At 68.2% G+C, this 14,081-nt stretch carries 14 protein-coding genes; all 14 read left to right on the forward strand.

Translation table 11 applies throughout. The features are described 5' to 3' along the window. Positions 1–81 precede the first annotated feature (81 nt). Positions 82–984: an HAD family hydrolase gene (locus tag C5E05_RS02725; protein ID WP_104341041.1), complete on the forward strand. Its 903-nt coding sequence runs from the start codon at positions 82–84 to the stop codon at positions 982–984. A gap of 23 nt (positions 985–1,007) precedes the next feature. Further along, complete coding sequence (aroQ, locus tag C5E05_RS02730) at positions 1,008–1,475, forward strand: type II 3-dehydroquinate dehydratase (protein WP_104341042.1); 468 nt, start codon at positions 1,008–1,010, stop codon at positions 1,473–1,475. Between the two features lie 116 nt (positions 1,476–1,591). Then, positions 1,592–2,155 carry an elongation factor P gene (gene efp, locus C5E05_RS02735; RefSeq protein ID WP_104241274.1) on the forward strand — a complete coding sequence of 188 codons (564 nt, stop codon included), beginning with the start codon at positions 1,592–1,594 and terminating at the stop codon, positions 2,153–2,155. Beyond that, complete coding sequence (gene nusB / locus C5E05_RS02740) at positions 2,155–2,562, forward strand: transcription antitermination factor NusB (protein WP_068484434.1); 408 nt, start codon at positions 2,155–2,157, stop codon at positions 2,560–2,562. Before efp ends, nusB begins: the two co-directional genes overlap by 1 nt. A gap of 165 nt (positions 2,563–2,727) precedes the next feature. Beyond that, positions 2,728–3,291: a bifunctional pyr operon transcriptional regulator/uracil phosphoribosyltransferase PyrR gene (gene pyrR, locus C5E05_RS02745; protein WP_104241273.1), complete on the forward strand. Its 564-nt coding sequence runs from the start codon at positions 2,728–2,730 to the stop codon at positions 3,289–3,291. Further along, the gene (locus C5E05_RS02750; protein ID WP_104298781.1) at positions 3,288–4,247 is read left to right on the forward strand and encodes an aspartate carbamoyltransferase catalytic subunit; all 960 of its coding nucleotides are present in this window, start codon (positions 3,288–3,290) and stop codon (positions 4,245–4,247) included. Before pyrR ends, C5E05_RS02750 begins: the two co-directional genes overlap by 4 nt. Before the next feature lie 29 nt (positions 4,248–4,276). Further along, positions 4,277–5,620 (forward strand): dihydroorotase, encoded by a 1,344-nt coding sequence (locus tag C5E05_RS02755; protein WP_104241271.1) that lies wholly within the window; start codon positions 4,277–4,279, stop codon positions 5,618–5,620. Further along, positions 5,620–6,162, forward strand: a complete 543-nt coding sequence (locus tag C5E05_RS02760) for a hypothetical protein (RefSeq protein ID WP_104241270.1) — start codon at positions 5,620–5,622, stop codon at positions 6,160–6,162. Before C5E05_RS02755 ends, C5E05_RS02760 begins: the two co-directional genes overlap by 1 nt. Further along, positions 6,159–7,331, forward strand: a complete 1,173-nt coding sequence (gene carA, locus C5E05_RS02765; protein ID WP_104341043.1) for a glutamine-hydrolyzing carbamoyl-phosphate synthase small subunit — start codon at positions 6,159–6,161, stop codon at positions 7,329–7,331. The genes C5E05_RS02760 and carA overlap by 4 nt, the downstream gene beginning before the upstream one ends. 2 nt (positions 7,332–7,333) lie before the next feature. After that, positions 7,334–10,633, forward strand: coding sequence for a carbamoyl-phosphate synthase large subunit (gene carB / locus C5E05_RS02770; RefSeq protein WP_104341044.1), 3,300 nt, complete (start codon positions 7,334–7,336; stop codon positions 10,631–10,633). Between the two features lie 12 nt (positions 10,634–10,645). Continuing rightward, a complete protein-coding gene (gene pyrF, locus C5E05_RS02775; RefSeq protein WP_104341045.1) occupies positions 10,646–11,524 on the forward strand; it encodes an orotidine-5'-phosphate decarboxylase in 879 nt (292 codons plus the stop codon). Beyond that, positions 11,521–12,420 (forward strand): guanylate kinase, encoded by a 900-nt coding sequence (gene gmk / locus C5E05_RS02780; protein ID WP_104341046.1) that lies wholly within the window; start codon positions 11,521–11,523, stop codon positions 12,418–12,420. The genes pyrF and gmk overlap by 4 nt, the downstream gene beginning before the upstream one ends. Continuing rightward, positions 12,417–12,743 carry a DNA-directed RNA polymerase subunit omega gene (gene rpoZ, locus C5E05_RS02785; RefSeq protein WP_068484449.1) on the forward strand — a complete coding sequence of 109 codons (327 nt, stop codon included), beginning with the start codon at positions 12,417–12,419 and terminating at the stop codon, positions 12,741–12,743. Before gmk ends, rpoZ begins: the two co-directional genes overlap by 4 nt. A 73-nt stretch (positions 12,744–12,816) precedes the next feature. Continuing rightward, the gene (coaBC, locus tag C5E05_RS02790; protein ID WP_104242053.1) at positions 12,817–14,034 is read left to right on the forward strand and encodes a bifunctional phosphopantothenoylcysteine decarboxylase/phosphopantothenate--cysteine ligase CoaBC; all 1,218 of its coding nucleotides are present in this window, start codon (positions 12,817–12,819) and stop codon (positions 14,032–14,034) included. The last annotated feature ends 47 nt before the right edge of the window (positions 14,035–14,081 follow it).

A 14,081-nucleotide genomic window follows, 5' to 3' on the forward strand; every position in this document is an offset into this window, starting at 1 on the left:
TCGGCCGGGACCGCTCGCGACATCGTCTAGCCTGGACGGCGGACCTGACGGCATGCCTCGCTCGCCCGGGACGCAGACGCAGTGACCGCATCCATCGAGCAGGAGGATCCACAGTTGACCAGGCGCATCGTCTTCCTCGACATCGACGGCACGCTCATCGACGAGCGGGAGCACATCCAGCCCTCGACCGTCGAAGCCGTGTCCCGAGCCCGGGACGCGGGACACCTGCTCTTCATCTGCACCGGCCGGTCCCGCGGCGAGATCTACCCGCAGATCCTCGACCTCGGCTTCGATGGGATCGTGAGCGCCGGCGGGAGCTTCGTCTGGCTCGACGGCGAGACCCGCGTCTCGCGGACCATGTCCCTCGAGGACGCCGCGTTCGCCATCGACTTCTTCACGGGCGCCGGCATCGACTTCTACGTGCAGAGCGACGCCGCCGTCGTCGCCAGCCCGGGGTTCCGCGCGCATCTGCGCCAACTCCTCGCGGCCGAGGTCGCCGACTCGAACCGCGTCGAGTCTGACGGCGAGCTGCAGTTCGAGAAGTTCTTCGACGATGGAGGCGAGGTGCTGCGCGACGACATCGGCAAGATGTGCTTCCTGAGCGCGGCCACGTCGATCGCCGAGATCCGCGCCGCTTTCGCGGGGCGCTTCGACGTCATCAACGCCACCGTGCCGGTTCTCGGTCCCCAAAGCGGGGAGCTCCTGCAGCTCGGCGTCAACAAGGGGAGCGCGATTCTCGAGGTCTGCAGGATTCTGGATCTCGACCCGGCTGACACGATCGGCATCGGCGACAGCATCAACGACGTCGAGATGCTCCAGGTCACGGGCATCGGCATCGCCATGGGCAACGCCCCGGACGCCATCAAGGCCCACGCCGACCAGGTCACGACGGGCGTCGACGACAACGGGGTGTGGAACGCGTTCGTCAGCAACGGCCTGATCACCGCAGACGCCTCGGTGGCGCCGACCGCCGCGTACGCCTGAGGCCGATCGCTAGACTGGCCGGCATGCGCATCCTCGTCCTCGGCGGCCCGAACCTCAACCGGCTCGGCACCCGCGAGCCCAAGACCTACGGCACCCAGACCCTGGACGACATCATCGAACTCCTCCGCGAGCGAGCGGGGAGCGGCGTCGAGATCGATGCCCGCCAGTCGAACTTCGAAGGGCAGCTCGTCGAGTGGCTGCACGAGGCGGCCGACGCACGCACCCCGGTCATCCTGAATCCCGCAGCCCTCACGCACTACTCGATCGCGTTGCGCGATGCGGTCTCCATCGTGACGGAGACCGGCACTCCGCTCATCGAGGTGCACCTCTCGAACCCCCACGCTCGTGAGGTCTTCCGCCACACGAGTGTCATCTCGCCGGTCGCGACCGGCGTCGTCGCAGGGCTCGGCGCCGGTTCGTACCTCGCCGCGCTCGAGGGCATTCGGGCGATGAGCGAGGCGACGAGGCCCTCTCCAGAGACCCTGCACTAGACTTCTCCGGGGCCGCTGGGGCAAACGCCTCGCGCCGACAGCTCGCGCGTACCTCAACCAGGTGCCAATAACTGAAGAATCCCGCAGCACCGCGGGATGGACACGGAGAAACTTCCATGGCAACTACGGCAGACATCAAGAACGGCGTTGTACTCCTCATCGAGAAACAGCTCTGGCAGGTCATCGACTTCCAGCACGTGAAGCCCGGCAAGGGCGGTGCGTTCGTGCGCACCAAGCTCAAGCAGGTCGTCAGCGGCAAGACCGTCGACCGCACGTTCAACGCTGGCGCCAAGATCGAGACCGCGACCGTCGACCGGCGCGACTTCCAGTACCTCTACCGCGACGGAGACGGCTACGTCTTCATGGACCAGAGCGACTACGACCAGATCACGCTCGACGAGAAGATCGTCGGCGACGCCGCGAAGTACATGCTCGAGCAGCAGAGCGTGCAGATCGCGCTCAACGAGGGCGAGCCTCTCTACATCGAGCTCCCGCCGTCCGTGGTCCTCGAGATCACGTACACGGAGCCGGGCCTCCAGGGCGACCGCTCGAACGCCGGCACGAAGCCTGCGACCGTCGAGACGGGTGCCGAGATCCAGGTCCCGCTCTTCCTGAACGCCGGCACCAAGGTCAAGATCGACACCCGCACGGGCGACTACCTGGGCCGCGTCAACGACTAGTGAGCGCGCGCACGAAGGCGCGCAAGCGCGCCATGGACATCCTGTTCGCGTCGGATGTGCGGGGGACCCCGATTCCGGAGCTCCTCGGACAGGAAGCGGAACGGGCAGCAGATGAGCCCGACCGCGCCGCGAGCTGGCGCTACGCCAGGGAGATCGTGCTCGGCGTCATCGAGCACGCCGACGAGATCGACGGCTACATCGTCGAGACGGCCCGCGACTGGACGCTCGAGCGCATGCCGGCCCTCGACAGGTCGATCCTCAGGGTCGCCATCTGGGAGCTCAAGTACAACGACGAGATCCCCGCTGCGGTCGCCATCACCGAGGCGGTCAGCGCAGCTGGCGAGTACTCGACGGATGCGTCGGGCAAGTTCATCCACGGAGTGCTCGGCCGCATCAGCGAGCAGTAGCCCGGTGCTAGGCTGGTGGCCTGGGTCGATGCCGCGAGAGCGGTGGAGGCCCAGGCCCCAGTCGGGTTCCGGCCGACCGGATCCCCTGCAGCTCGCCTGCAGTTTCGGCGGCTCCAGTCCAGACATCCTTTAACACCGTCCAGTGAGGCGGGGAAGGAGGTCGACGTGTCCCAGCGAACCGTGCTGAATCACGACGACGTTCACAGAGCCCTCGTGCGCATCGCGCACCAGATCCTCGAGCAGAACCGCGGGTCGAAGGACCTGCTCCTGCTCGGCATCCCGAGCCGCGGAGTTCCTCTCGCGAAGCGCCTCGCCAGTCTCATCGCTGGCTTCGAGGCCTCGAACGGAACCCACGTCGAAGCCGGCGATATCGCCGGTGCGCTCGACGTCACGATGTACCGCGACGACCTGCGGAGGGGCCCGGCGCGCGTCTCGCAGCCGACGCACATCCCCGTGGGCGGCATCGACGGCAAGACGATCGTGCTCGTCGACGACGTGCTCTTCTCGGGTCGGACCGTGCGCGCTGCGCTCGACGCGCTGAGCGATACAGGCCGCCCGCGCGCCGTGCAGCTGGCCGTGCTCGTCGACCGAGGCCACCGGGAGCTGCCCATCCGCGCCGACTACGTGGGCAAGAACCTGCCCTCGGCACGGAGCGAGCGAATCGGCGTGGAGCTCACCGAGCTCGACGGCGGCGACCGCGTGGTCATCACGGACGGAGCTCGCGCATGAAGCACCTGCTCTCCACGAAGGGCATGTCGCGCGACGACGCCATCATGCTCCTCGACATGGCCGAGGACATGTCCGACGTCGGCGACCGCGAGGTGAAGAAGCTCCCCGCCCTGCGCGGTATCACCGTCGTCAACCTGTTCTACGAGGACTCGACGCGCACGCGGATCTCCTTCGAGGCCGCCGAGAAGCGCCTGTCCGCCGACGTCATCAACTTCGGGGCCAAGGGCTCGAGCGTCTCGAAGGGAGAATCGCTCAAGGACACGGCCCAGACCCTCAAGGCCATCGGCGCCGACGCCGTCGTCATCCGGCACCCCTCGAGCGGGGCCCCGCAGCTGCTGGCCGAGCGCGACTGGATCGACGCCCCCATCCTCAACGCCGGCGACGGCATGCACGAGCATCCGACGCAGGCCCTGCTCGACGCCTTCACGCTGCGCCGACGTGTCCACGGGCGCGCTGCGGCACGCGGCAAGGGCCTCGACGGCTGCCACGTCGTGATCGTCGGCGACATCCTGCACTCCCGTGTCGCCAGGTCGAATGTCTGGCTCCTGACCACGCTCGGCGCCGAGGTCACGCTCGTCGGACCCCCGACGCTCGTCCCGGTCCGCACGGAGGCCTGGCCAGCGACCATCACGAGCGACCTCGACGGCGCGCTCGCGACCAAGCCAACCGCGGTCATGCTCCTGCGCATCCAGGCTGAGCGGATGCACGACGCGTTCTTCCCGAACACCAGGGAGTACGCGAAGAACTGGGGCCTCGGTGAGGCCCGCTTCCGAGGCTTGCCCGAGACTACGATGGTCATGCATCCGGGCCCGATGAACCGAGGCCTGGAGATATCCTCCATCGCCGCCGACTCACCGCAGTCGACAGTGCTCGAGCAGGTCGCGAACGGCGTCGCCGTCCGCATGGCAGCGCTCTACGTGCTCTGCTCAGGCGAACGTGCGGGGAGCGGCTCGTGAACCAGGGCCAAGGAAACGAGAGAGGCACCATGACCACGCTGTACCGAGGCGCCCAGCTGCTTGGCGTCGACCCCGTCGACGTCCTCGTCAGCGGGACGACGATCACCGAGGTCGCGCCGGCCGGCACGATCGGCGTCGAGAGCGTGGAGAGCGTGATCGATGTCGAGGGACTCGTCCTGCTCCCCGGGCTCGTCGACCTCCACACCCACCTGCGCGAGCCGGGCTTCGAGTCGAGCGAGACCGTCCTGACCGGCACACGCGCAGCGGCCTTCGGCGGCTACACGACGGTGTTCGCAATGGCGAACACCTCACCGGTGCAGGACACCGCCGGCGTCGTCGAGGCGGTAGCGGCGCTCGGCCGATCCGCCGGCTACGCCGACGTGCGACCGATCGGCGCCGTCACGGTCGGGCTCGGGGGAGAGCAGCTCTCGGAGATCGGGGCGATGGCCCAGTCGAACGCCGAGGTCCGGGTGTTCTCGGACGACGGCAAGTGCGTCTTCGACCCCCTGATCATGCGCCGCGCACTCGAATACGTGAAGGCCTTCGGCGGCGTCGTCGCACAGCACGCGCAGGACCCGCGCCTCACGGCCGGCGCGCAGATGAACGAGGGCGCCCTCTCCGCAGAGCTCGGTCTCGGCGGGTGGCCCGCCGTCGCCGAATCGTCGATCATCGCGCGCGACGCGCTCCTCGCCGACCACGTCGGGTCGCGCCTCCACGTCTGCCACGTCTCGACCAGGGAGGGCGTCGACGTCGTCCGCTGGGCCAAGTCACGAGGCATCGACATCACTGCGGAGGTCACGCCTCACCACCTCCTGCTGACCGAGGAGCTCGTCCGCGGCTACGACGCGAGGTTCAAGGTCAACCCGCCGCTGCGCACCCAGGATGACGTGATCGCCGTGCGCGAGGCGCTCGCCGACGGCACGATCGACATCGTCGCAACCGACCACGCACCGCACCCGGTTGACGCCAAGGAGACCGAGTGGGATCAGGCTGCGATGGGCATGGTGGGCCTCGAGTCAGCCCTGCGCGTCGTGCAGCACACCATGGTCGACACCGGCGCGCTCACGTGGGCGGACGTCGCCCGGATCATGTCGGAGACCCCAGCCCGAATCGGCGGCGATGCCATCTCAGGCCGCCCCGTCGCGGCCGGCGAGCTCGCCAACCTCGTCTTCTACGACCCCGCTCCCACCGCCGACTTCACGACGGACTCGCTCGGCGGGAAGAGCATCAACTCGCCCTTCCTCGGCATGCCGCTGCCCGGCCGGGTCGTGCACACGGTCTACCGGGGCACACGCACCTTGGACGATGGCGCGCTGCTGTCCGCCGAGGGTGCCGCTGACGCCGCCAAGGCCAGAGCGAAGGACCTCGCCTGATGGACGATCGCGTACTCCCCGCGACGCTCACGATCGTCGCCTTCCTCATCATCGTCGTGCTCATGTGGCTCGGCTGGCGACGCCGCGTGCGAGGGCAGGCCGGAATCTCGTCGCCCCTCGAGGCGCCGCACTCGACCCAGCAGCCGCTCGGACACTGGCACGACGTCCACTACGTCTCGACAAGCCGCACGGGCGACGCGCTTGACCGGATCGTCGTGCCCCCACTCGGCTTCCGGGGACGAGCGGAGGTCACCGTGCTCCGTGAGGGGCCAGTCGTCCGGATCGCCGGCGAACGCGCCTTCTTCATCCCAGCGGGAGACATCGAGGCGACGATCGACGGCACCGTCACGATCGACCGCGTAGTCGAGAACGGCGGCCTGACGATCATCCGCTGGCTCCTGCCCGCCGACGAGCACGCGAACCCGCGCGTGAGCGTCGAGACTTCACTCCGAGTTGTCGACGCCACGGCGCGCGAACAGCTCAAGACCGCGCTGCACTCGCTGCAGCTGACACCAGCCCCCACGACCGAGGAGTCCTCATGACGCCACCAATTCCCGCCGTGCTCGTTCTGGAGGACGGCACGCGATACGAGGGCGACGCCTACGGCGCCGTCGGCGAGACGCTTGGCGAGGTCGTCTTCTCGACAGGCATGACCGGCTACCAGGAGACCCTGACCGACCCGAGCTACGCGGGCCAGATCGTCGTGCAGACGGCTCCGCACATCGGCAACACCGGCGTCAACGACGAGGACATGGAGTCGCGCCAGATCTGGGTCGACGGCTACGTCGTGCGCGACCCCTCCCGCGTCGTCTCCAACTGGCGCGCAGAGGACACCCTCGAGAACGCGCTGACGTCGACGAGCATCGTCGGCATCTCCGGTGTCGACACTCGGGCGCTCACGCGCCGCATCCGCAGCGAAGGCTCGATGCGAGGCGGCATCTTCTCGGGAGACGCGGCCGCGGCCGACGACGTCACCCTGCTCGAGAAGGTGCGCTCCCAGCCGACCATGGCGGGACGCAACCTCAGCGACCTCGTCTCCACGCCGGAGGCCGTCGTGCACCCCTCCACGGGAACCGAGCGCATCGGATCCGTCGCGATCATCGACCTCGGCATCAAGACCGCGACGATCAAGGCGCTCGCCGAACGCGGCTTCGACGTGCACGTGCTCCCGCACGCCACGACGATCGAGCAGCTCCGCGAGCTCGCACCGACCGCCGTCTTCTACTCGAACGGACCGGGAGACCCTGCCTCGAGCGAGGCCCACGTCGAGCTGCTCCGCAACGTCCTCCGCGACGGGACTCCCTTCTTCGGCATCTGCTTCGGCAACCAGCTGCTCGGCCGCGCACTCGGGTTCGACACCTACAAGCTCCCCTTCGGGCACCGCGGCATCAACCAGCCCGTCGTGGACACGTTCTCGGGACGCATCGAGATCACCGCGCAGAACCACGGCTTCGCGGTCCAGGCACCGCTCGACGGGCCCGTCGAGACGCCAGCAGGCTTCGGGCGCGCCCAGGTGAGCCACATCGGACTGAACGACCAGGTCGTCGAGGGCCTCCGCTGCCTCGACATCCCGGCGTTCAGCGTGCAGTTCCACCCAGAGGCGGCGGCGGGCCCCCACGACTCCGCGCCGCTCTTCGACCAGTTCAGGGAGATGGTGCTCGAGCACCTCGCCTCCCCATCCACCCACACCAACGGCCAGGAGAACGCGTAAGCATGCCAAAGCGCTCAGATATCTCAAGCGTCCTCGTCATCGGCTCCGGCCCCATCGTCATCGGCCAGGCTGCCGAGTTCGACTACTCGGGCACGCAGGCCTGCCGAGTGCTCCGCGAGGAGGGCGTCCGCGTCATCCTCGTGAACTCGAACCCCGCGACGATCATGACCGACCCGGACTTCGCAGACGCCACCTACGTCGAGCCGATCACCCCCGACATCATCGAGTCGATCATCATCAAGGAACGCCCCGACGCGATCCTCCCCACCCTCGGCGGACAGACGGCGCTCAACGCCGCCATCGCCCTCCACGAGCAGGGCATCCTCGAGCGCCACGGCGTCGAGCTCATCGGCGCCAAGGTCGAGGCCATCCGCCGCGGCGAGGACCGCCAGATCTTCAAGGACCTCGTCATCGAGGCCGGCGCAGAGGTCGCGCGCTCGCACATCGCGACGAGCGTCGAGCAGGCCATCGGCTTCGCCGAGGACCTCGGCTACCCGCTCGTCGTGCGGCCGTCCTTCACGATGGGCGGCCTCGGTTCGGGCTTCGCCTACAACGAAGAGGACCTGATCCGCTTCGTCGCCGACGGAGTCCAGTCGAGCCCGACCGGCGAGGTGCTCCTCGAGGAGTCGATCCTCGGCTGGAAGGAATACGAGCTCGAGCTCATGCGAGACACTGCCGACAACACGGTCGTCGTCTGCTCCATCGAGAACGTCGACCCGGTGGGCGTCCACACGGGCGACTCCATCACGGTCGCCCCGGCCCTCACGCTCACCGACCGCGAGTACCAGCGCCTTCGCGACATCGGCATCGCGATCATCCGCCTCGTCGGCGTCGACACGGGCGGATGCAACATCCAGTTCGCCATCGACCCCTCGAACGGCCGCATCATCGTCATCGAGATGAACCCGCGCGTCTCCCGCTCGTCGGCGCTCGCCTCGAAGGCCACGGGCTTCCCGATCGCGAAGATCGCCGCCAAGCTGGCGATCGGCTACCGCCTCGACGAGATCCCGAACGACATCACGAAGGTGACGCCCGCCAGCTTCGAGCCGACGCTCGACTACGTGGTCGTCAAGGTGCCGCGCTTCAACTTCGAGAAGTTCCCCGCCGCCGACACGACGCTGACGACGACCATGAAGTCGGTCGGCGAGGCCATGGCCATCGGCCGCAACTTCTCGACGGCGCTGCAGAAGGCGCTGCGGTCGCTGGAGAAGCGAGGGTCCTCCTTCACCTGGGCTGCCGACGAGGCCTCCGTCGGGGAACTGCTCGAGATCATCAAGGTCCCGACCGACGGCCGAATCGTCAACGTCCAGCGCGCGCTCTGGAAGGGTGCGACGCCGGAGCAGGTCTTCGAGTCCACGGCGATCGACCCCTGGTTCATCGACCAGATCGTGCTCATCAACGAGGTGGCCGATCAGATCGCCTCCGCCGACGTCGTCGACGCGCGGCTCCTCCGCAACGCAAAGCGACACGGGTTCTCGGACGCGCAGATCGCCGAGCTTCGCGGGCTCAGCGAGGACGAGGTCCGCGCCATCCGCCACAACTTCGGTGTGCGCCCGGTCTTCAAGACGGTCGACACGTGCGCCGGCGAGTTCCCCGCGTTCACGCCGTACCACTACTCCAGCTACGACCAGGAGTCGGAGGTCACCCCGAGCGACCGTCGGAAGGTCATCATCCTCGGCTCCGGCCCGAACCGGATCGGCCAGGGCATCGAGTTCGACTACTCGTGTGTGCACGCGTCGTTCGCACTCTCGGACGCCGGCTTCGAGACCATCATGATCAACTGCAACCCGGAGACGGTCTCGACCGACTACGACACGAGCGACCGGCTGTACTTCGAGCCGCTCACGCTCGAGGACGTGCTGGAGATCGTCGAGGTCGAGCGCGGAGCAGGCGAGCTGCTCGGCGTCGTCGTGCAGCTCGGCGGTCAGACGGCACTCGGCCTCGCGAAGGGCCTCGAGGCCGCTGGCGTGCCGATCCTCGGCACCAGCCCCGCCGCCATCGATCTCGCGGAGGAACGCGGCCTGTTCTCGGGTGTCCTCGACCGCGCTGGCCTGATCTCCCCGGAGAACGGCACGGCGACCGACCTCGACGGCGCGCTCGAAGTGGCCACCGGCATCGGCTACCCGGTCCTCGTCCGCCCGAGCTTCGTGCTCGGTGGCCGAGGCATGGAGATCGTCTACGACGCCGAGCAGATGCGCGACTACTTCTCGCGCATCGAGGGCCAGGCGATCGTCGGTCCCGCCCACCCGCTGCTCGTCGACCGCTTCCTCGACGAGGCGACCGAGATCGACGTCGACGCGCTGTTCGACGGCGACGAGCTGTACATCGGCGGCATCATGGAGCACATCGAGGAGGCGGGCATCCACTCGGGCGACTCGGCCTGCACCCTGCCTCCCGTCACGCTCTCGAGCGCCGTCCTCAACAACGTCCGCGACGCGACACTGGCCATCGCGGAGGGCGTCGGGGTGCGCGGCCTGCTCAACGTCCAGTTCGCCCTCTCCGGAGGAAAGCTCTACGTGCTCGAGGCCAACCCGCGTGCATCTCGGACCGTGCCCTTCGTCTCCAAGGCGCTCGGAACCCAGCTCGCCAAGGCAGCCGCACGCGTCATGACCGGCGTGAGCATCGCGGAGCTCAAGGCGGAAGGCCTCCTGCGCGAGCAGGACGGCACGCACCAGCCTGCGTCGAGTCCCGTCGCGGTGAAGGAAGCAGTACTCCCGTTCAAGCGCTTCCGCACGAAGGACGGCCGAATCGTCGACTCGCTGCTCTCCCCGGAGATGCGATCGACCGGCGAGGTCATGGGCATCGACACGGACTTCCCGACCGCCTTCGCGAAGAGCCAGCTCGCCGCCTACGGTGGCCTCCCGAAGTCGGGCACGGTCTTCGTGTCCGTCTCCGACCGCGACAAGCGCGCCATCGTCCTGCCCGTCGCGAAGTTCGTGGAACTCGGGTTCTCGATCGCCGCCACCGAGGGCACCGCAGCGGTCCTCGCCCGCCACGGCATCTCGGCGAAGGTCGTCGGCAAGTTCACCCCGGACTCTCCGGATGGAACGACGCCGGGCCAGGACCGCAACATCGTGGACATGATCCACGGGGGAGAGGTCGACATGGTCATCAACACCCCATCCGGCCGGGCGTCTCGAGCCGATGGCTACGAGATCCGCATGGCTGCGGTCTCCGCCGACCTGCCGATCTTCACGACGATCTCGGAGCTCTCCGCCGCCGTCGGCTCCCTCTCCGCTCTCCGCAGCGGATTCACCGTCACGAGCCTGCAGGAGTACAACACCCAGAGGGGGGAAAGCTAGTTGACTGCAGCGATGGCGTCGCGTGCTGGAGTGGGCGGGTTCGGCCCGCGACTCCAGCACGCCGTGGAGGAGCGGGGCCGACTCTGCGTCGGCATCGATCCGCATGAGTTCCTGCTCGCCTCGTGGGGGCTGCCCGACACCGCGACCGGAGCCGAGGAGTTCGGCCTTCGCGTCGTCGAGGCCGCTGCCGGGCGCGTCGGCGTCGTCAAACCGCAGATCGCCTTCTTCGAGCGCTTCGGCTCTGCGGGGTTCTCGGCGCTCGAGTCCGTCCTCGCGGCGGCTCGGGACGCGGGCCTGCTCGTGATCGCCGACGTCAAGCGCGGCGACGTCGGCACGACCCTCGAGGCCTACGCGAAGGCCTGGCTCAAAGCGGGGTCTCCGCTCGAGGCCGACGCGATGACGGTGAACCCCTACCAGGGCTTCGACTCGCTCGCCGCGGCGCTCGAGCTCGCCGAGCGGCTCGGCAAGGGGCTGTTCGTGCTCGCTGCGACGTCGAACCCAGAGTCGACCTCGATCCAGACGGCTCGCCGTGATCGTGGAACGCAGCGCGGTGAGACCGTCGCGGGAGGCATCGCCAATCGTGCGGTCGCCTGGAACGCGCAGCACGCGAGCGGTGACCTCGGCTCGGTCGGGGTCGTCCTCGGCGGCACCGTCGACTTCGACACCCTCGGCGTCGACCTCCCCGCCCTCGGCGGCGCACCCCGTACCCCGATCCTCGCTCCGGGCTTCGGCCACCAGGGGGCCGAGTTCGCGCAGATCAGAAGCACGTTCGGTGCAGCCACCGAATCACTCATCGTGAACGTCTCCCGGAGCGTCCTTGCTGCAGGACCCGATGGCATCGCCGGCGCCATCGACCGGCAGACCGCAGAGCTGGAGAACGCCCTCTCATGACCCAGGTGCCACCCCCCGTCGACCGCGTCGCCGCTTCCAGGGCCGCGGTCCTCGCCCGCCAGGCCCGGGCCGAGGTCAAGCGAGCGCTCGCCACCGGAGCTCGCAGCCCCATCTCGGTGCTCGACGCGAGCCAGTCCCCGGAACACGCAGCCGAGCACTCGCTGCGCGTGACCCAGTTCCTGCTGAGCATCCCGCACATCGGAGCCACCAAGCAGGCCCGCATCCTCGAGGAGCTGGCCATCTCGCCGTCCAAGCGCCTCGGTGGGCTCGGCCGCAACCAGCGCATCCGCCTCCGCGCCTTCCTGGAGGAACGACTCGGTGCGCAGAGCACCGGGAATCGCCTCGTGGTCCTGGCTGGCCCCACGGCAGTCGGCAAGGGCACGGTCGCCAACTACATCCGCGAGCACTACCCAGAAGTGGAGCTCTCCGTCTCCGCCACGACGCGCTCACCCCGGCCCGGCGAGGTCGACGGCGTCAACTACCACTTCACCGACGACGCCGGCTTCGACCGGCTCGTCGATCAGGAGCAGCTGCTCGAGTACGCGACCGTCCACAACGCCTTCAGGTACGGCACTCCGCGCGGCCCCATCGACGAAGCCATCTCCTCCGGCCGATCCGTCCTGCTCGAAATCGACATTCAGGGCGCCAGACAGGTCAGATCGCGCATGCCTGAGGCTAGACTGGTATTTTTGTTGCCTCCGAGCTGGGACGAGCTCGTGCGGCGCCTCGTGGGGCGCGGCACGGAATCACCCGAAGAACAGGCTCGGCGCCTCAAAACCGCGAAGATCGAACTCGCCGCCCAGGACGAGTTCGATGCACTGGTCGTCAACGACTCCGTGCCTGAGGCTGCGGCACGCGTAGTCGAACATCTGGGACTGAACAAGGAGCACGCATGATTGAGAAGCCCAAGGGCATCATTGACCCGCCCATGGACGAGCTGCTGCAGCGCGTCGACAACAAGTACCAGCTGGTCATCTTCGCATCGCGTCGCGCGCGTCAGATCAACGACTACTACTCCGACCTGCACGACGGTGCGATCTACCAGAACGTCGGCCCGCTGATCGACTCCTCGATCGACGACAAGCCGCTCTCGATCGCGCTGCACGAGATCAACGAGCAGAAGATCGTCATGGTCGAGGCGCGTCCGCTCGAGACGCCGGACGACGTCATCGTCTTCGACGACGAGATCAACTTCGAAGACGACGCACCGCAGGCCTAGCACGACCGTGAGCGAGATCGCTGGCGCGCATCCGGCTGCCGCCCACCAGACCGATGCGTCTGACGGGCAGCCGATGCGCGTCGTCATCGGCGTGACAGGCGGCATCGCCGCCTACAAGGCGGTGCAGGTCATCCGCGATCTCGTTCTCCTCGGCCATCACGTCGACGTCGTGCCCACGGAGTCCGCGCTGCGGTTCGTGGGCCGTCCGACGTTCGAGGCCATCTCGCGCAATCCCGTTCGAACCGACGTCTTCGACGACGTCGCGGAGGTTCGGCACGTCGCGCTCGGCCAGCAGGCTGATGTCATCGCCGTCGTGCCGACGACCGCGAACTCCATGGCGAAGATCGCCGCCGGTCTCTCCGACGATCTGCTCGGCACGACGATCCTGGCGTCGACGGCCCCGCTCATCCTCGCGCCAGCCATGCACACGGAGATGTGGCTCAACCCGGCGACGCAGGCCAACGCGGCCCGTCTCGACGCACGTGGAGTGGTGCTCGTCGGTCCGGCCGACGGACAGCTGACCGGCAACGACTCCGGGCCAGGTCGCCTGGCGGAGCCCTCCGAGATCGTTGCGACGATCCTGAGCGCCGGACGCGGCGAACGTCGACGCCGCCGCGAGGCGGAACTGGTGAGCGACCTCCGCGGGAGGCGCGTCCTCATCACTGCAGGAGGTACCCGCGAGCCGCTCGACCCCGTGCGGTTCATCGGCAACCGATCGAGCGGGAGGCAGGGCTTCGCTCTCGCTGAGCGTGCTCTCGCGCGTGGCGCTGAGGTCACTCTCGTCGCCGCCAACGCGGAGGTCCGGCCACCCGACGGGGTCAAGCTCGTCACCGTCTCGAGCGCGCAGCAGCTGGCGCAGGCCTGCGCCGAGATCGCCCCACGTCACGATGTCGTCATCATGGCCGCGGCGGTCGCGGACTACCGGCCACTGACCGTCGCCGAGGGCAAGATCAAGAAGGAGCAGGCGGGCGAGGAGCTGACGCTCACCTTCACCCGCAATCCCGACATCCTGCAGGATCTGTCCGCGTCACGTGGTGCCGATCAGGTCATCATCGGCTTCGCGGCCGAGACCGAGACCGACGACGCTGCGCTCCTCGAGCTCGGTCGGGCCAAGATCGCGAGGAAGGGATGCGACTACCTCGTCGTCAACAGGGTCGGCTGGAGCCTCGGCTTCCAGTCGGACGACAACTCGGTCTTCATCCTCGCAGCGTCTGGCGACGTTGTCTCGCGTCACACTGGCGACAAGATGTCGGTGGCCGATGTCATCCTGGACCTGCTCGCCAACGTCTAGTCACGCCGGCGTCGCCAACCAGCAGCCGCAACACTCACCGCAAGGGG

The organism is Pseudoclavibacter sp. AY1H1 (assembly GCF_002931055.1).
Lineage (GTDB): Bacteria > Actinomycetota > Actinomycetes > Actinomycetales > Microbacteriaceae > Pseudoclavibacter.

Bases quoted from the DNA above. Each gene is read 5' to 3' on its own strand.
- pyrF (WP_104341045.1), top strand. From the start codon at position 10,646: ATGGCGTCGCGTGCTGGAGTGGGCGGGTTCGGCCCGCGACTCCAGCAC.
- gmk (WP_104341046.1), top strand. From the start codon at position 11,521: ATGACCCAGGTGCCACCCCCCGTCGACCGCGTCGCCGCTTCCAGGGCC.
- rpoZ (WP_068484449.1), top strand. From the start codon at position 12,417: ATGATTGAGAAGCCCAAGGGCATCATTGACCCGCCCATGGACGAGCTG.
- coaBC (WP_104242053.1), top strand. From the start codon at position 12,817: ATGCGCGTCGTCATCGGCGTGACAGGCGGCATCGCCGCCTACAAGGCG.
- aroQ (WP_104341042.1), top strand. From the start codon at position 1,008: ATGCGCATCCTCGTCCTCGGCGGCCCGAACCTCAACCGGCTCGGCACC.
- carB (WP_104341044.1), top strand. From the start codon at position 7,334: ATGCCAAAGCGCTCAGATATCTCAAGCGTCCTCGTCATCGGCTCCGGC.
- C5E05_RS02750 (WP_104298781.1), top strand. From the start codon at position 3,288: ATGAAGCACCTGCTCTCCACGAAGGGCATGTCGCGCGACGACGCCATC.
- C5E05_RS02755 (WP_104241271.1), top strand. From the start codon at position 4,277: ATGACCACGCTGTACCGAGGCGCCCAGCTGCTTGGCGTCGACCCCGTC.
- carA (WP_104341043.1), top strand. From the start codon at position 6,159: ATGACGCCACCAATTCCCGCCGTGCTCGTTCTGGAGGACGGCACGCGA.
- C5E05_RS02760 (WP_104241270.1), top strand. From the start codon at position 5,620: ATGGACGATCGCGTACTCCCCGCGACGCTCACGATCGTCGCCTTCCTC.
- efp (WP_104241274.1), top strand. From the start codon at position 1,592: ATGGCAACTACGGCAGACATCAAGAACGGCGTTGTACTCCTCATCGAG.